Source organism: Catonella sp. (assembly GCF_052169795.1).
In the GTDB taxonomy this organism is placed as follows: Bacteria; Bacillota; Clostridia; order Lachnospirales; family Lachnospiraceae; genus Catonella.
Window position 1 is genome coordinate 27,244 of sequence record NZ_JBQNBU010000015.1, and the last position, 16,175, is coordinate 43,418.

Below are 16,175 nucleotides of genomic sequence, written 5' to 3' on the forward strand. Positions count from 1 at the left end.
ATTTTAGAAAAGGTAAACGAGATGGTTAAGGTAAAAAATATTTCAAAAAGTATTAAAAATGGAAAACTTTCAATAGAGATATTAAAGAATATCAATTTAGAAATAAATACCGGCGAGATACTGTCTGTTATGGGACCGAGTGGTTGTGGAAAGAGTACCCTGCTTGGAATAATAGGTGGGATAGATAAGCCTGATATTGGGAAGGTGCTTATAGGAGATACAGATTTGTATGTTCTAAAGAATGAAGCACTTGATAAATTCAGAAATGAAAATATAGGGATAATCTTTCAGAATAACTGTCTTGTGGAAGAATTGTCTCTTATAGAAAATATAGAGCTTCCAAGTATATTTAGTGAAAAAAAAGAGGATTTTGATAGCAAAATAGCAGAACTTGTAGAATTATTGGGACTGAAAGGAAAAGAGAAACTATATCCTTATCAGCTTTCAGGAGGAGAAAAACAAAGGACTGCAATAGCTAGGGCTTTGATAAATACTCCTAAAATACTCATCGCAGATGAACCGACGGGTGCCCTTGACAGCTCTAACAGTAATAATATTTTACACTTATTTAGGGAACTGGTTGATAAATTTAGCATAAGCATTATAATATCTACTCATGATTACCATGTAGCAGAGGTTTCAGACAGACAGATAAAAATGCTTGACGGAGAATTATATGAAGCTTAGTAAATGTTATTCCTTATACTATAAATTGTTTGGCAGGAAAAATAACAAAAATATTATGATAATATTTCTTCTGTCATTTGCTTTTAGTACTTTGGCACTTCTTTTATTTATTACATCACTATCAGAAGAATTATATAAAGCTGGCTCAGGAAGTAATGATCTCACCATAAGTGTATTGGATACTTATGGGAGAACTATAACAAATCCTAAGCTTAATGCTTATATAAGAGAACTAAGCAAAAAGGTAAAAGTTTCTACAGAGAGGTTTATGCCAATCAAAAATAATATAGGCAAAGAAGAAAAGCAGATTATCCTTAGAATATCAGAGAAAGAATCAGAAGGAACCTGTACGTTAAGTATACAGGCGGCCAATAAGTTTAAGGCAAAGAAGGGTGACAGGATATATTTGGATGTTTTAAATAAATCGCTTATTGTTAAAAAAATTGAACCCTGTGATTCTAATTTCGAGGATATGGTTTTAGCCGGATATGTAACCGTAGGTAGTGAAAATATTAATGAATTAAAAAAGTTTTTTAATGATGCTGAAATTGTTTCCAAATGTAATTTGGGAATAAGCATTAAAGGGAAAGTTGATGAAAAATCTGTATATAATGATGTAAAAACTATTTTTAATGAAGCAGGTAAAAAAAATTATATCATACAAATGTCTACCAAAGAAGCAGTACTTGACAATTTTAAGACTACATTAAAATCAGGAGAAAATATACTTAGAATTTTTATAAATATAAATGTAATAATAGTAGTGTTAGGTATAATGGCAATACTTTATTTAAAAGAAAGTTCTGTTAAGTCAAAACTTATTATAGCAAGAATATATGGAGTGAATAAAAGTGCACTAAGACTGTTTGCTGTCTTTGATGCAATATTTATTACTCTTATTTCGTCTGCTCTTGCAACTGTAATAGGAGCATTATTATTCAGATATTATTGTAACACTTTTTTGGCAGTCAAAATATCTGCTTTGACACTATTAAATGTTGGCATAATCATATTTTTTAAAATTTTTTTATTATCAGTTTCAATAGTTTTTTTATTTCATTTAGGGATGTATGAACGAATATATGAGTTAAAAATAGCTGATGAACTAAGGGGCAGAAAAACTTTAGTAGTAAAAAAAATTATTAATAAATGGCAGATACTCAGTGTCATATCATACATTGTCATAAGTTTGTTTATTTTTGGAGAAATAAATCCGCTAATATTTATAAGTCTCTTAATAATTGTTATATTCAACCTGATATTCAGGCTTGGATTTAGCCTAGTTTCTATGCTTTCTATTAAGAAGAAGAGCTCAGTTAAGCTAGCTTTATTGCTTATTAAAAAGAGAAAAAAACATAATGCAATCTTAGGGACTACAATAGTTGCTGTAAGTATGTTAGTAATAGTGCTTTATAATGTATTGCTTGGTGTAGAAAATTATTATGAAAATTTATGGACAAGCACACAGGGATTTAATTTGTGTATTACTGAAACAGATGTAAATTCTAATAAGTTTGAAAAAGCAGTTTCTAAAAAAAATATTAAATACTTTATAACATTTAATAAATCCTTTCAGCTTGAAGGAGATGAAGGGGAATTTTATAGTATAGCAGTTTTTAAGAATAATGAGGAGCTTAGCAGAAATAAGGTGCCACCTAAAGGAACATTTTATGCAAACAGATATTTTTGTTATATTACAGGGCTAAGCCAGAATGGTAAATATAATTTTTTTGACAGAGAACTCAGCTTAGCCGGAAATGTAGATGATATGCCTAATACTCCGGCTGCCTATACTGTTGCACTCAATTATGATGATGTTAAGGAGAATATCGATAATAGCTTCCAGAAAAATATTCTTATAAATGCGGATAAGACAGATAAAGAGAATATAGAACATCTGGTAGCGGAAATAGGAGCAGAAGTCGTGAGCGTGGATTCGTACATTAAGATGTATAAGGAAGGGTTTTATCAGTATATTGTATTCATATATATTACCTGCATATTAATGTTTATAACTTTAATATGCATAATTGGGATAATGAGTTTTGTACTGTTTGCCTCAAGGAAAAGAGAGTTTATGCTGTACAGGGTGATTGGAGCAAGGAGAAGAGACATAGAAAAATTAGTTATATTTGAAAATATAATTATAACTTTAGCAGCAACGCTAAATACTATGATTTTCCAGACTATTCTTTTAAATGGACTAAGTTTTATTATGTTTAAACAGGTAGTTTATCTTCCGCCTTTTTATGTTTTTATAGCCATATTGGGAAGTATTATTGTGCTAGTGACTGGAATAACAATTTTTTCTTTTATAAGTATGAAAAAGAATGAGATGATAGAACTGCTAAGAACAGGAGACTAAGTGAAAGCAAATAAATTTTATAAAAAGATTTTTGATCAATACTTTAGAAAATATATTTACTTAGTGTTATTACTTATAACACTAGTTATGATAAATGTTGTATTTTCAAGTGTTAATCCATTTTTATTTGGTACTTTAATAGACAACTTAAATAGAAAAGATTTTCATAAAATAATATTATTTATAATGGCTTATGTTATTTTGGCTTTTATAACCTCAATTTTGGAAATAATGAGAGGGAATTTGTCGATGGTATTATCATATAATATAAGTTCAGATATGAAAAAAGTTTTATTTAACCAATATTTGAGATTGGAAACTAGTTCAAGGGATAAGTATAATACAAGTGAATTACTAAATAGAATGCAGAATGACTCTGATTTGATAGTATCATTTTATTTAAATGTTATTACTAATGTATTAACAATAATTATCAATATTATTGTTCCTTTGATTTTTATTATAACAATTTCACTGCAAAATACTGTAGTTTCTCTGATGAATATACCTCTAGTTTTTATATTAAATATATTATTTAAAGGTCATATTGAGGAAAATGAGGGAAAAAGACGAAAATATAGTGATGACTTGATGTCATTTTTATTCTTACATTTGGATAATTTTGTTCATATAAAGATTTTTAATATGGAAGAAAAAACAACGCTAAACTATAAAAAGGTTTTGGCAGATGGTTATGATATTGAGAAAGCCAATAGAAAAACTGTTAATTGTATGACTATATTAAGGAGCTTAATTAGCATGATAATAAGTTTCTTAACATTTTATCTGTTCTCAATATTAATTATTGATAATAAAATGACAATTGGAAACATGGTATCATATAGTGCATATGTTTCCAGATTGTATGAAGCTGTATCAAAAATTATGGAGTTAAATATCAATACGATTAATGTGGGGATTAGTCTTGAACGAATAGGGCAGATGATGAATGAAAGTACAGAAAAGATAAATAATGATATAAGTATAAGAGAGACAAATAATTTTATACATAAAATAAAGGCTGACCATATGAGCTTTTCATATAATAATTCTGATTATATTCTTAAAGATATTTCATTTAATATTTCAAAATTCGGATTATATTCTATTGTGGGCGAAAATGGATGTGGAAAAAGTACATTACTAAAAATATTGTTTGGACTATATCATGTAGATAGTGGCATGTTTTTTATTAATGGCTTGGATATTAATTTATTGCCTATTGAGTACATTAGGAAGGAAATCATATATACATCAAAAGAAATCTTTATTATAGATGATACAATAAAGAATAATCTTAAGCTTGCTAATGAAAATGCAACGGATAAGGATATTGAGCAGGCTTGTGAATGCTCTGGGCTAAAGAGTGATTTTGACTTATTTGATAAAAAAATTGATACTATCTTAGGAGCAGGTGGCATGCAATTATCAAGTGGACAGAAACAAAAGATGAATTTTGCAAGGGCATTGCTTAGAAAGGGATCTGTATATATTTTTGATGAAATTACATCTGATTTGGATGGTGTTGCCGAAAAAAATATTGTTGAAAAAATTAGAGAATTAGCAGTTAATAATATAGTATTTTTTATTACGCATAGAACTTATCCTTTAACATATAGTGATAATATCTTTGTGCTAAAGGATGGGAGAATTTTACATAGTGGTAATCATATAGAATTGTTGAAAAAATCTGAATATTACAAGGAATTATTTAGTTTATTGAGGTCTAATGAACAAGATGGTTGACATTTTAGTTTAATGAAATTTTTCTAATTTGCTCATCCAATACATAAGAAAAATTTAAGAAAAAATGTACAAAAGAAAATAGAGAAACAGTATGAAAGCTAAAATCAATTTATTGATAAGACATAATTGCTAAGATTCTAGACTACTCGAAGAACATACATAGACTATGTAAAAATAAGAAGATTTGATTTATATATTTTAATATCAAATAAATGATATGGTTCAAATTAAAAATAAGTGGGAAGAGGAAAAGTAATATATGAATTAAAAAAAGATAGTAATTTGTGAGGTAATAAGCTGCTATGTTTGTAACACACTAGATTTATTATAAATTTATCAGGAGCCGGCAAAACGGAAATAACGCCAGGTGGCATTAAACCACCGGTTTTATTGGCAACCGTTTTGCCGGCTTCTTTTTTGTGTTTATTTCCGTTTTGCTTCGGAAATGGAGAGAAAGATGGAAAAAACATTAGGAAAGAAGATTAAGGAATACAGGCTTAAAAGAGGAATGACACAGGAAGAAATGGCAGACAAACTGCTTTCAAAGAAATCAACAGTCTCAGAATATGAGAATGATAAGATTGATATAAAAATAAGCGTTCTGAGGGAAATAGCAAAAATACTGGGTGTATCACTCTCCCACTTTCTCTGTGAATCGGACGAATATATTGATGACGAGGTAATGCAGATGGCTATGGCATTAAAGCAGATAAAAAGCAGGGAGTTAAGAAAGGCAGCAATAAAACAGGTAATGATACTGGCTGAAATGGAATAAAGCCCTATTTTAAAAGTACGCTCCCACCGAACTTTGTTCGGTAATTGGGGAACGATTTTTCCTTAATGTTAACTTACAATAATTACTGTAAATAAGAGTAAAAAATGTGATGGCAATAAGGAGGATTAATAGCTGATGAAAGAAACAGACCTGATTCAGGCTTACAGGAGCTCTTCTGCTGAAAAAAGGGTGGAAATCATTATAAAAAATTATCCGAAATTTTTAGGAATCATAGACGGATATACAGAAGGGCTGAAATATATGATTGAATCTGAGAAGGAAAGCAACAGGCATAGGGGAAAGGGTGAATTAGGAGTAAGGGTGCAGACCGGAGGAATGAAAGCCAATCCTACCGAAAGGGAGGCAACAGATAATGTGATTACAACAGAGGCTCTGGTTAAATGCGAATTTTCGAACAATATACTGTATGGGGTGGAAAGACCGGAAATTTATATAAAGGCAGCCGAAACTTTAAGGGCTATGCGGAAAGACTATACACTTTTTAACAGCCAGTTGCAGAGCCTGGGAGAAGACCGTGATATGTTCGTAAGGTATATAAGCAAAAAAGCTACATTAGTTGTGCTTGCAGAGGAAAAAGGAGTCTGCTATGAGACAGTCCAGCAGAAAATTGTAAAAATAAAACACAGCCTGAAAAAGCTGGTTGCAGGTTTTATGAAATCTAGGAAAGGGGATATTTTTTAATGGAAGAGATTATGTCCGTTAGCAGGAAACGCTGCTATACAGTTAAGGAGTTACAGGAGATACTTGGAATAAGCAGGCCTACCGTATATGAGCTGCTTAAAAGAAATGAATTCCGATGGATTCAGATTGGCACAAAGTACCGCATTTCAAAGAAAAGTTTTGATGAATGGCTCGACCAGAATATGAAATCAAATTAAATTTACCTTCTAAAGCTTTTTGGGATGGGCATGTTATATTGTGGGAGAAGGAGGAAAACAGGATGAAGGAATATAATGAAACAAGGACAGAAATAAAAGCAGAATTAAAGACAGAAATAAAGAATCACCGTTTAAGCAAAGAACCTGCCTTGCAGAAAACCATGTCCGTTCCTGAAATGAGGAAACTGTTAGGACTAAAAAAGACCGAGGGCTATTGGCTGGTACACAGGGAATTTTTCAAGACAGAAATCATAGGGGGTATGATGCGTGTTGACATTGAAAGCTTTGAAAAATGGTATGCAAATCAGGTGAAGCATAAAAAGGTAAATGGAGAAGAACCTGGCAGAGAATTGATTAAAGGCTCATATTCCTTTCAAGATGCTGCAAACCTTTTGGGTATAAATAGTGCCTGTCTGTATGAAATATGGAAAAAAGAAGAAAGAAAGACAATAAAGGTTGACTTTGTAAAGCGTATTCCAAAAGAAGAATTTGACAAGTGGCTTTCCGGACAGACTGTTTACAAAAAATCAGACAGGATTCCTACCATCAGCGACATGGAAAAAGACTATATCAGATTTGAAGAAACAGCAAGACTGTTAAACATTCAGGAAGAAACAATGCTTAAACTGATAAGAACAATTAAATATAAGGCAGTGTTTGAAGTAAGGGTATTTGACAATAAGAGGTGGATATCAAGAAAGAGTTTCAGGTTATTTCTTAATGCCCAGAATGAATACAGGGTAGATGGCAATGATGAAAATATTTTATCAGATGATTTGATTGCAGAAACCAAAGAATATATTTCAAGGAATGAAGCGGCTGAGCTTGCAGGAGTTACAGCATCCACAACTACAAAATGGATACAGGCTGCAGTATTTCCATGCATAGGTGCAGGAAAAGTGCTCAGGATTAAACGGACAGATTTTTTGGCTTGGTTAAATGAAAGCCGGAAAGCGAGGATATGACATGGCATTTATAAGAAAGCGTGGTAAGAAATTTTCTGTAATATACAGAATTAAGTATGATAAAGGAAAGGAACGCCAGACCTCAGAAACATTTGTAACCCCAAAAGATGCCGAAAGACGCAAGAAAGAAATTGAGTATAAGATGGCAGTAGGCAGGTTTGAAGCCCCAAAGTGTACTACACTTGAGGAACTTATTGAAGAGTATGTAAGAATCTATGGGCATGATAAGTGGGGAGTTTCTACTTATGCAGGCAACCTGTCACTAATAAATAATTACATCATACCTACAATAGGAAGAACAAAGCTGGCAGGCATTAATACCCATTTTATGGAGAAATATTACAAGAGCCTTTTAGACATGTCAGCCGTAAAGAGTACCAGGAACATTGACGGTTCAGGGACAGTTACAGAAGCCACGGTAAATGAGATACACAAGATTTTAAGGAGCGCATTCAGGCAGGCAGTAAAATGGGAGCTGATGGAGAAAAATCCGGCAGCCCTTGCAACTGTACCAAAAGCTAAAAGAAAAGAGCGTGAAATCTGGACAGCAGATATGCTGATGAAGGCACTTGATGCCTGTGACAACAAAATACTTAAGATAGCATTTCATCTTGCTTTCACTGCTACTCTCCGCATAGGGGAACTGTTAGGGCTTACCTGGGATGAGATGGATATTTCAGAAGAAGCTATAGCAGACAACAGGGCTTATGTTATAATAAGCAAACAGGTTGAAAGAGTGTCAAGGGATGCAGTTGAGGCATTAAACTCTAAGGAAATTATCCTGACATTTCCTTCAACAAAGAAGAACAATAAGACTGTAAGGGTACTAAAGACACCAAAGACAGAAAGCAGTGCACGCAAAGTATTTATACCAAGGACTGTAGCCGGCTATCTTGCCGAACTGAAAGCAGAACAGGATGAGATTAAGGATGCCCTGGGAAGTGAATATCAGGACTACAAACTTGTAATGGCAACTACATTCGGGCTTCCAATTGGCGACAGCTACCTCAGGACAAAAATGCAGGATATAATAGATGAGCTTGGGCTTCCTGATGTTGTCTTCCACAGCTTACGCCATACCAGTGTTACATATAAACTGAAACTTAGTGGCGGTGACATAAAATCAGTCCAGGGAGACTCAGGACACGCACAGGCTGATATGGTAACAGAGGTCTATGGGCACATCATAGATGAAGACAGAAGAAAGAACGCTGAAATGATGGAAAATGCCTTTTATAACAGGGAAGAGCTAAACCCACAGATGAAAGAGGCTGAAGGAAAAGCTAATACGATTGCAGTACCTGAAGGAGTGGATGCCGAACTTCTGCTGAAGGTGCTGGGCAACCCTGAGATGGCAGCATTGCTTACAAGCCTTGCTAAGACTATGAAAAGATAAAATCAATTTTTGAATATGAAAAAATGTATGGCCTGCTTATAAAAAATAATATTAGAGCGTTTGGATTTGAAACATTCTGAACGCTCTTTATCAATACCAAATAAAAATGTTTAAAAAGATTTCTTTGATATGCAAGCTTTAGATGTTAAAATCGTACTTAGTATATGAAGGAGTGATTAGTGTATGGAAAATAGACCAGATAGTAAGCTGATTGCACTATATCAATCCAGATCTGAAATTGCAATTTCTGAAACAAAAAGTATGTATGGGAGGCTGATTTATTCTGTTGCACATGACCTGCTTAAGAATAATTATGATGCAGAAGAATGTGAGAATGACACCTACTTAGGATTATGGAAGTCAATACCGCCCGCAAAGCCTAAAAACTTTAAAGCATTTTGTCTTAAGATAACAAGAAACCTTGCCATGAAAAAACTTGATTATTACCATGCAGAGAAAAAGGACTTTGCTAAAACAATATATTATGAGGATGTATTAAATGAAGTTTCTGATTTAGAACTTCATCTAAGGGATGAAAAAGAATCTGATTTGTCACAATGCATAGATGAGTTTCTTAACAGGCTTGATAAGAAAAAGAGAATAATTTTTGTTTTAAGGTACTGGCAGCTTATGAGCGTAAAAGAAATTATGAAGAAGTGTGGAATGTCAAAAAGCCAGATAGAAACCATACTCTGCAGAATCAGAAAGCAGTTAAGAAACTGGTTGGTAGAAAGGAAGTTTTATCGTGAATGATCATAAATTTCTCAATGCTGTGGGAAATATTAGTGATGAATATTTATTGGAAGCGTTGTCCTATCGTGAAAGAAACAAGATGGTTAAATATTTTAGCAAAGTAGCGGCGGCTATTCTTGCGGTAATGGCTCTTACAGGATTCGCACTTAATGCGTTTATGCCTGTCTTCGCAAGGAGTCTTCCGTTTGTTGGAAATGCGTTTGCTTTTATCCAAGACAGGCTTCATACAGGCGGAGCATATTCAAACTATGCTTTTAAAATAGGAGATAAAGTTACCGATAATGGTCTAACTATTACAATGTCGGAAGCATACTGCGATGGCGTGAACCTGTATGTTAGTTTTATTGTGGAAAGTGAAACTGCTTTTGATACATGGACAACAGATGAATATATAAAAGGCCAGCTAAATTATAATGGAACAATGTATATTGAAAGTACTGAGGGGCTAAAGTCTCTGAATGATTTTGGCTTAACTGGTTTAGAAGGTAAGTTTACAGATGCTTTTACTTTTGTAGGTGTAAAATCTTTTTCATTAACAGGAGATACTTTTCCGGATAAATTCATGCTTGATATGAAAATAAATTCTGTAAGCTTAATTACCGGAAAGGCTGATAAAGAGTATGTAAAAGGGGATTGGCATTTTGCACCGTCAATAAATGTAAATTCTGGAGATGTGGTAACTTATGAAATTAATAAAGAGGCAAACGGCCATACCATTGATAAGGTTGTTGTAACTCCAATCTATGTAACAATATACACTTCTTATCCTGATATTTATGGTGACACAACAAGTTATGAAGTCCAGGCTTATACAGATGGATATGCTGATGAAGACATATCCAGTCAGGGGGAATATGGTCGTACTTCCGGTATCACCCAGATTCCAAGAGTCCGTGTAAATAATGACCTGCATATATATGTTGTAAACGGTCCTACTTTAGGTGAGGACGGTTTAGCCTGTGGGACACAAAAAATATCAAAGGAACATGCCATAGTTTCAGCTGATATTACGATAGATAAATAGAGGATTGTAAATGGATGTATATAGAAATGATAAAGAGAAAAAAATAAGTCATGTTATTTTTGTAGTATATTTGATATTGCTATGTTGGCTTATATTATTTAAACTTGCCGTTACTGTCGATATGATTCCGCATTTGAGAGGTATAAATTTTATTCCTTTTTATTACGATAAAGGAAGCCCGGTTCATTTGCGAGAAATTATTTTTAATATTATAGTTTTTATCCCGGCAGGTTTTTATTTGGCAGCTATGTTATATAAAAGGAACATTTTTCTAGGTATATTAGGAATCATAGGATTAAGTTTGCTGTTTGAAATAATCCAGTATGTTTATTCCATAGGTGCAAGTGATATCACAGACCTTATTACGAATACACTGGGTGGATTGTGTGGGATGATTCTATTTGGTGCTTTAGGAAAGGTTACTGCAAAGTATAGAATGACAATTATTAATTTTTTGGGAGGTGGTGTTGAAATATTAGTTATTGTTTTTGTGTTGATGATATTTGTATAAGCCATAAAAAATCTACCATAAGAAAATTTATAAATGAAAAGGAGAATGCGTATGAAAAAATTAAGAAGTTTACTGTGTTTTGTAATGGCAACTATTTTAATGCTTGGATCAAGCATAACAGTTTTCGCTGCTGATGACCGAGTACAATATGCTACTGCAACAGAGTGTGAATACGAATTACCTGAGAATACTGATAATTCATCCGACTATTTCAATTTTGTAAATTTGAAAAAGAGGATGGATAGTAATGGTTACTTTACTTTTTCATACTCTTGGGCGATGTATTCACAATATTTTAAGCCAAAAGCATCATCTATTAAAGTATATATGAAAGCAACAAGTTCTACATCTGACAAGAAATATTATATTAACTTATATAAAGATGGTTCAGATAGTTCGTTGGGATCGGTGACATATACGGCAGATGGAACATCGCAATATTATGAATTTACAGGTTTAGATACCAATTCATCTTATTATTTATATTTTTCGAAACCGTTATTTAGTAATGCAACAATAACAGGAACAGGTCATATTAATCATATTCAATAAAATATAATAAACTTATGGTAGATAAAATAATATACCCAGTATAGTAGGCTTTAATAAGGCACTCTACTGGGTATATATTTATTATATGATTATATCAAGATGTAAAATTACTGGGTTTTATAAAATTGATATTTTGCCCATGAAGTATTATTTAGAAGATTTTTGTGGATTTCTGTAAGGGCGTCCATTGCTTTATTATAATCAATTCTGTCACAGTCACGAAGAACGTATTGGTTCTGCATAATTTCATAAGCCTTGCGGACATCCTTGTTATTCATTGAATTTGTAAAGAAAATAAAATCTGAAGGCAGTACATTAGGGATTCCGTCAAGGCGATTGAGTTCCTCAGCAATACGAATATCCAGTAATTTCTTCATCAGTCCGGTATCTGAAAGCAGTTTTGAAACAGTTTTGTGCTTATAAATAACAGCAAGGTCATAAATATGTTTTGCGGCCTCAAATGCCCTGTGTGGTTCAGAAGACTTACGAACATAAGCTTCTGCTGCAAAAAGTTTATCTATAAATACCCTCTCCATAGAAATGGTCATAATGGAAAATGGTTCAACATCATATTCTGATTCAAGTATCTGCTTCTGTTCATTAGAGGCAAGCTCATATAGCATAGCAGCGATTTCAAGGCACTCAACAGGCTCACTGATGGTAAATGAGGTTGCTTCAACTTTTACCCTTCCAAATCTTTGCAACGCATCATTTACATCAAAAGCAGTCAAAGGCTCATATGAATACACAGCAACAACTTCTGAGCGGTTTGTTTTTCCCAGCGATGAATCTCGAAGAAGTGAAGTATATTTTTTTGTCGCCTGCTCTAATCTCCTGTCATTCTGTGTCCGGCTGCAGTTCCTTGTATCAACTGACAGGTCTATATCTTCAGAGAAACGGTTTGTAGTCTTTAATGCTTTATATAGAGCTGTTCCACCTTTGAAATATGCAGGAAGCCCATTACTTTGCTTTCCTGCAAGTTCTTTGAGTATTAATGACACATAATAATCTTTTTCAAGGACATCACCTCGATATCCGGTTTGTGTATGAATAGTATCAATAAGCACACGAAAGGCTTCTTGATCAAGATGGAGTTTCATAGTGCATAGTCTCCTTCTCCTGCTGTATGTGCAAGCTGAATTACTGTATTTTTATTATAATAACGGTCTGCTAAGAACAGAAGCTTTTCATATTGCAGCTTAAGTTTGTGTATATGGCTGGCAATGACTGAATACGGATGTTCTGCATCAATGGGAGCTTTCTCTAAGAGTTCAAGTGCATCAAGTGTCTGTAAATATGATTTATTCTCAGCAGTAATCTCTGCTTTTGGAGGACGGATTGTTATGCCCAATTTCTTATCCATGCGAGTACAATTTTTTGCCATATTAGTGGCAATAACACGCTCTTTTGGCATTTGTGTTGCAAGTCCTATGTCATGAAGAAGGGCAAATCCGGTCTCATATCCTTTGTCCGGCAACAAATACTTATCAGCTATCAGACTCTCTTTGTTGATTCCTCTTTCTCCAAACGGAGTGGTAACTGTTCTGAAATAAATTCCTTTCTGGTAGAATCTGAGCTCAGGAATCACTTTAGAATCCATAATGCGTTTCATTGCCACAGCAGTTGCTGCTACAGCATCTTTATCTTTCAAATTAAATTTTTCTGCTAATGAAGCAGCAATTATCTTTGTATATATTGGCATTCCAATCGGCTTTTGCAATAAAAGCTCACGAATATAGTCTGTATAAGTCATAAATTATCCACCCCATTTTGATATGTTTAATGCGAGATATAGCAATATAATATGTAAATATTATATCACAATGACAAGATATTTCAACAATGAATTTCATAAGTGACACGAAATGTCACTTATGATGTCACTTATCAGAATAAGATAATGCTATTTAAAATATTTAAATAATGGTCAAAACCCCATAGACATCCGACCTCATACACGATATAATGTATTTAATCTAATAAGAAAATAGTGTTATCATTACCGCTTTTTTCATGCAAAAACAGCATTTTCGATGACAGGTTTGTCAGCGAAAAGCAGAATACCAGAATGATTTTGTCAGCGAAAATAATGACTTGTCATCAGCCAAAATTTTTCAAACTGTCACCCACAGGGATTAAGCATAAAGTAGGATGAGATTTGGGTTGTAAAAATAAGACAAAATGAAACAAATACTATATTCTTGCCTGAGAAATGGCCTGTCGGAAGAGTCTGTTCAGATTAGAGAAAAACAATCTATTCTGGACGGGCTTTTTCGCGTTCAGGGAAAGGAAGCCTCCTATGGCAGAAAAGAAGGATGGCACTTATGAAATCATATCCGGCCACAGGCGAAAATTTGCTGCTGAGAGGATTGGCTATCATAAAGTGCCGGTAATAATACGTGTACTTAAAGATGATGATGCCGTTGTGTCAATGGTCGATTCAAATTTACAGAGAGAAATGCTTAGTCCAAGTGAAAAAGCTTTTGCCTACAAGATGAAATATGATGCCATTAAAAGGAAGGCAGGCAGAAGGAAATGTGGACAGGTGGACCACAATAAGGGTAAGAAGAGTCTTGAAATAATCGGAGAAGAATGTGGCGACAGCTCAAAGCAGGTTCAGAGATACATCAAGATAACAGACCTTATACCGGAAATACTTGAAAAAGTAGATGATGGAAGCATGGGGTTCACGCCTGCAGTCCAGCTTTCATTTCTAAATAGAGATGAACAGAAAGAAATGCTTACAGCAATGGGTATATGAGTATTACAGAGATAACGGATTTTTGAAACCCATACAGGTAGAAGCTTTGAAGAACTCTCATGCCCTATCAAACGCTAACCAGTTCAAAGTTATTTCTATTTTGAATGATGCCCTGCCTAAGAAGAATACAGGAGCAAAAGTATCTTTCTCAGAAAAGAAACTGGACAGATATTTTCCACCAAACTTCTCTGCAAAGGAAAGGAAAGATGTGATTATTAAGCTTTTGGAACGATGGAGTAACGAGCAGAGGCAGATACAATAAATATAATTTGGTGTTTCAGAAGTGTAAAAATGGCACTTCTGAAACAGAAAGGACAAGTATGGAAGAAAGGATAAAACTCTCCTACTTTTACGGAAAAGAAGCGGAGCAATTTTCATTTTATAAGATACCAAAGTTGTTGTTTACAGATGAATATTTTAAGGGATTATCAATTGAAGCAAAGGTTCTGTATGGGTTAATGTTAGACAGAATGTCTTTATCTATGAAAAACCAGTGGTTAGATGAAGAGGGACGGGCTTATATATACTATTCTTTAGATGATATTATGGAGGCTCTTGGTTGCAGCAACAAAAAGGCCATTGCAAAGGAATGGGAATTAGGGAGAAGGTCAATGCCGCCATATGTTCTTGAGTTAATTGAGTATAAAGTTAGAAATGAGAAGAAAGAAGGGAGGATATAGACTATGTTTATATTAAAGTTATTAGGGAAAATAATTGCAATTCCTATGATTCTTGCAACCACTATCTTATTCTATATTGTTTGTATATTTGCCAGAATATACGGCCTTGCTGCCGCATTTGTTAATTTTATTGCTATGGTAGGAGTAATTATGTTCCTCTTTTCACGGGATTGGCTGCAGTTAGGCATTACAATATCAATTCTTGTTGTTAGCTACCTTATGCTTGATGCCTGGGGAGTTGTCATCTTGTTTATTGCAAAAATCAGAGAGGTGTTTACAGATATTCTTTTTGCATGATAATTCATATTTGTTTGGCGGAGAATAAGACTTTAAACTTATGTTTCAACATGGTATAATGAAATACAAATTTGAATTTGTGACACCAATGGTGACATAAATTACTAAACTGTTATCTATAATAAATAGGGAGGATAAAAGTACTATGAAGAAAATCAATTACAAAGTTGCTGATGCTGTTTTTTTAATCATAGTGTTTATGGGTTTGAAAGTATTTGATAAATATATACTTGAAACACTTAAATATAATAAAAATTCAATTTTTATAGCTATAAGCGTTTCATTAATATTTTTAGGTATATACATTAATAGATATTTTTTTAGACCCTCACATAAAGAAATAACGCAATTGAAACAAAGAGGTTGGAAAATCACAGGATATTATTCAAGTCTTTCGTTTAGTAATGAAGATATATATAATAAGTCCTATGATTTTTGGATTAAATGTAGTTGCATATTACTTTTAATTGAGTTGTTTGGACTGCTGGTTTTATATGTACTGAATGAATGTTTTTTAACAAGCAGTATGTTTTTTGCTCATATTATAATGGCTTGTATATCACAAATGGCTGCCTGGATTATTACATTGAGAAGAGAGAAGAAATATGGTAAATTTAAATTATAATTTAAAAGAGATATCCCATTGGCAAAGTATGGCAAAAAATCGTAATACACAATCAGATATCGCTGATAGAAAAGTATTTGAACTAAATAAATCTGTACAAGTTTACTTGAAAACTGATGATATGATATTTTCAGGTGGT

Annotated in this window: 18 protein-coding genes and 1 pseudogene; 17 read left to right on the plus strand and 2 right to left on the minus strand. The window is 33.3% G+C overall.

The window, feature by feature from the left end; translation table 11 throughout:
- Window positions 1-21 precede the first annotated feature (21 nt).
- From ACTTKP_RS03870 to ACTTKP_RS03925, 12 genes are all read left to right on the plus strand, one after another.
- The gene (locus ACTTKP_RS03870; RefSeq protein ID WP_442552585.1) at window positions 22-687 is read left to right on the plus strand and encodes an ABC transporter ATP-binding protein; all 666 of its coding nucleotides are present in this window, start codon (window positions 22-24) and stop codon (window positions 685-687) included.
- Entirely contained in the window at window positions 677-3,052 is a 2,376-nt protein-coding gene (locus ACTTKP_RS03875) for an FtsX-like permease family protein (protein WP_442552586.1), read from the plus strand. Before ACTTKP_RS03870 ends, ACTTKP_RS03875 begins: the two co-directional genes overlap by 11 nt.
- Window positions 3,053-4,798 carry an ABC transporter ATP-binding protein gene (locus tag ACTTKP_RS03880; RefSeq protein ID WP_442552587.1) on the plus strand — a complete coding sequence of 582 codons (1,746 nt, stop codon included), beginning with the start codon at window positions 3,053-3,055 and terminating at the stop codon, window positions 4,796-4,798.
- A gap of 457 nt (window positions 4,799-5,255) precedes the next feature.
- Window positions 5,256-5,573, plus strand: coding sequence for a helix-turn-helix domain-containing protein (locus ACTTKP_RS03885; protein WP_442552588.1), 318 nt, complete (start codon window positions 5,256-5,258; stop codon window positions 5,571-5,573).
- A gap of 135 nt (window positions 5,574-5,708) precedes the next feature.
- Complete coding sequence (locus ACTTKP_RS03890) at window positions 5,709-6,275, plus strand: hypothetical protein (RefSeq protein ID WP_442552589.1); 567 nt, start codon at window positions 5,709-5,711, stop codon at window positions 6,273-6,275.
- Entirely contained in the window at window positions 6,275-6,472 is a 198-nt protein-coding gene (locus ACTTKP_RS03895; RefSeq protein WP_442552590.1) for a helix-turn-helix domain-containing protein, read from the plus strand. The genes ACTTKP_RS03890 and ACTTKP_RS03895 overlap by 1 nt, the downstream gene beginning before the upstream one ends.
- A gap of 62 nt (window positions 6,473-6,534) precedes the next feature.
- Entirely contained in the window at window positions 6,535-7,437 is a 903-nt protein-coding gene (locus ACTTKP_RS03900; RefSeq protein WP_442552591.1) for a helix-turn-helix domain-containing protein, read from the plus strand.
- Between the two features lies 1 nt (window position 7,438).
- On the plus strand, window positions 7,439-8,833 hold the full coding sequence (locus tag ACTTKP_RS03905; protein ID WP_442552592.1) for a site-specific integrase: 1,395 nt from the start codon (window positions 7,439-7,441) through the stop codon (window positions 8,831-8,833).
- 183 nt (window positions 8,834-9,016) lie between these two features.
- Window positions 9,017-9,586, plus strand: a complete 570-nt coding sequence (locus ACTTKP_RS03910) for an RNA polymerase sigma factor (RefSeq protein WP_442552593.1) — start codon at window positions 9,017-9,019, stop codon at window positions 9,584-9,586.
- Window positions 9,579-10,610: a DUF4179 domain-containing protein gene (locus tag ACTTKP_RS03915; RefSeq protein ID WP_442552594.1), complete on the plus strand. Its 1,032-nt coding sequence runs from the start codon at window positions 9,579-9,581 to the stop codon at window positions 10,608-10,610. The genes ACTTKP_RS03910 and ACTTKP_RS03915 overlap by 8 nt, the downstream gene beginning before the upstream one ends.
- A 10-nt stretch (window positions 10,611-10,620) precedes the next feature.
- Window positions 10,621-11,121: a VanZ family protein gene (locus ACTTKP_RS03920; protein WP_442552595.1), complete on the plus strand. Its 501-nt coding sequence runs from the start codon at window positions 10,621-10,623 to the stop codon at window positions 11,119-11,121.
- Between the two features lie 51 nt (window positions 11,122-11,172).
- Entirely contained in the window at window positions 11,173-11,673 is a 501-nt protein-coding gene (locus tag ACTTKP_RS03925; RefSeq protein ID WP_442552596.1) for a hypothetical protein, read from the plus strand.
- A 107-nt stretch (window positions 11,674-11,780) separates the two neighbouring features.
- Here ACTTKP_RS03925 and ACTTKP_RS03930 read toward each other — a convergent pair whose 3' ends face one another.
- The gene (locus tag ACTTKP_RS03930) at window positions 11,781-12,773 is read right to left on the minus strand and encodes a nucleotidyl transferase AbiEii/AbiGii toxin family protein (RefSeq protein WP_442552597.1); all 993 of its coding nucleotides are present in this window, start codon (window positions 12,771-12,773) and stop codon (window positions 11,781-11,783) included.
- Entirely contained in the window at window positions 12,770-13,426 is a 657-nt protein-coding gene (locus ACTTKP_RS03935) for a hypothetical protein (RefSeq protein ID WP_442552598.1), read from the minus strand. The genes ACTTKP_RS03930 and ACTTKP_RS03935 overlap by 4 nt, the downstream gene beginning before the upstream one ends.
- A gap of 546 nt (window positions 13,427-13,972) precedes the next feature.
- Here ACTTKP_RS03935 and ACTTKP_RS03940 point away from each other — a divergent pair.
- The 5 genes and pseudogenes from ACTTKP_RS03940 to ACTTKP_RS03960 all read left to right on the plus strand — a co-directional run bounded on the left by ACTTKP_RS03940 (window position 13,973) and on the right by ACTTKP_RS03960 (window position 16,036).
- Entirely contained in the window at window positions 13,973-14,434 is a 462-nt protein-coding gene (locus tag ACTTKP_RS03940; RefSeq protein ID WP_442552599.1) for a ParB/RepB/Spo0J family partition protein, read from the plus strand.
- Window positions 14,435-14,456: 22 nt separating this feature from the next.
- Window positions 14,457-14,696, plus strand: a complete 240-nt coding sequence (locus ACTTKP_RS03945; RefSeq protein ID WP_442552600.1) for a hypothetical protein — start codon at window positions 14,457-14,459, stop codon at window positions 14,694-14,696.
- Between the two features lie 58 nt (window positions 14,697-14,754).
- A pseudogene (locus ACTTKP_RS03950) lies at window positions 14,755-15,033 on the plus strand (replication initiator protein A); the annotation flags it as partial.
- Between the two features lie 84 nt (window positions 15,034-15,117).
- Window positions 15,118-15,411, plus strand: coding sequence for a hypothetical protein (locus tag ACTTKP_RS03955; RefSeq protein ID WP_442552601.1), 294 nt, complete (start codon window positions 15,118-15,120; stop codon window positions 15,409-15,411).
- Window positions 15,412-15,556: 145 nt separating this feature from the next.
- Window positions 15,557-16,036 carry a hypothetical protein gene (locus ACTTKP_RS03960; RefSeq protein WP_442552602.1) on the plus strand — a complete coding sequence of 160 codons (480 nt, stop codon included), beginning with the start codon at window positions 15,557-15,559 and terminating at the stop codon, window positions 16,034-16,036.
- The last annotated feature ends 139 nt before the right edge of the window (window positions 16,037-16,175 follow it).

Excerpts from the sequence above, each read along its gene's own strand:
- ACTTKP_RS03870 (WP_442552585.1), top strand. The coding sequence starts at position 22 with ATGGTTAAGGTAAAAAATATTTCAAAAAGTATTAAAAATGGAAAACTT.
- ACTTKP_RS03875 (WP_442552586.1), top strand. The coding sequence starts at position 677 with ATGAAGCTTAGTAAATGTTATTCCTTATACTATAAATTGTTTGGCAGG.
- ACTTKP_RS03925 (WP_442552596.1), top strand. The coding sequence starts at position 11,173 with ATGAAAAAATTAAGAAGTTTACTGTGTTTTGTAATGGCAACTATTTTA.
- ACTTKP_RS03960 (WP_442552602.1), top strand. The coding sequence starts at position 15,557 with ATGAAGAAAATCAATTACAAAGTTGCTGATGCTGTTTTTTTAATCATA.
- ACTTKP_RS03940 (WP_442552599.1), top strand. The coding sequence starts at position 13,973 with ATGGCAGAAAAGAAGGATGGCACTTATGAAATCATATCCGGCCACAGG.
- ACTTKP_RS03935 (WP_442552598.1), bottom strand. The coding sequence starts at position 13,426 with ATGACTTATACAGACTATATTCGTGAGCTTTTATTGCAAAAGCCGATT.
- ACTTKP_RS03900 (WP_442552591.1), top strand. The coding sequence starts at position 6,535 with ATGAAGGAATATAATGAAACAAGGACAGAAATAAAAGCAGAATTAAAG.
- ACTTKP_RS03895 (WP_442552590.1), top strand. The coding sequence starts at position 6,275 with ATGGAAGAGATTATGTCCGTTAGCAGGAAACGCTGCTATACAGTTAAG.
- ACTTKP_RS03890 (WP_442552589.1), top strand. The coding sequence starts at position 5,709 with ATGAAAGAAACAGACCTGATTCAGGCTTACAGGAGCTCTTCTGCTGAA.
- ACTTKP_RS03955 (WP_442552601.1), top strand. The coding sequence starts at position 15,118 with ATGTTTATATTAAAGTTATTAGGGAAAATAATTGCAATTCCTATGATT.
- ACTTKP_RS03920 (WP_442552595.1), top strand. The coding sequence starts at position 10,621 with ATGGATGTATATAGAAATGATAAAGAGAAAAAAATAAGTCATGTTATT.
- ACTTKP_RS03905 (WP_442552592.1), top strand. The coding sequence starts at position 7,439 with ATGGCATTTATAAGAAAGCGTGGTAAGAAATTTTCTGTAATATACAGA.
- ACTTKP_RS03910 (WP_442552593.1), top strand. The coding sequence starts at position 9,017 with ATGGAAAATAGACCAGATAGTAAGCTGATTGCACTATATCAATCCAGA.
- ACTTKP_RS03930 (WP_442552597.1), bottom strand. The coding sequence starts at position 12,773 with ATGAAACTCCATCTTGATCAAGAAGCCTTTCGTGTGCTTATTGATACT.
- ACTTKP_RS03885 (WP_442552588.1), top strand. The coding sequence starts at position 5,256 with ATGGAAAAAACATTAGGAAAGAAGATTAAGGAATACAGGCTTAAAAGA.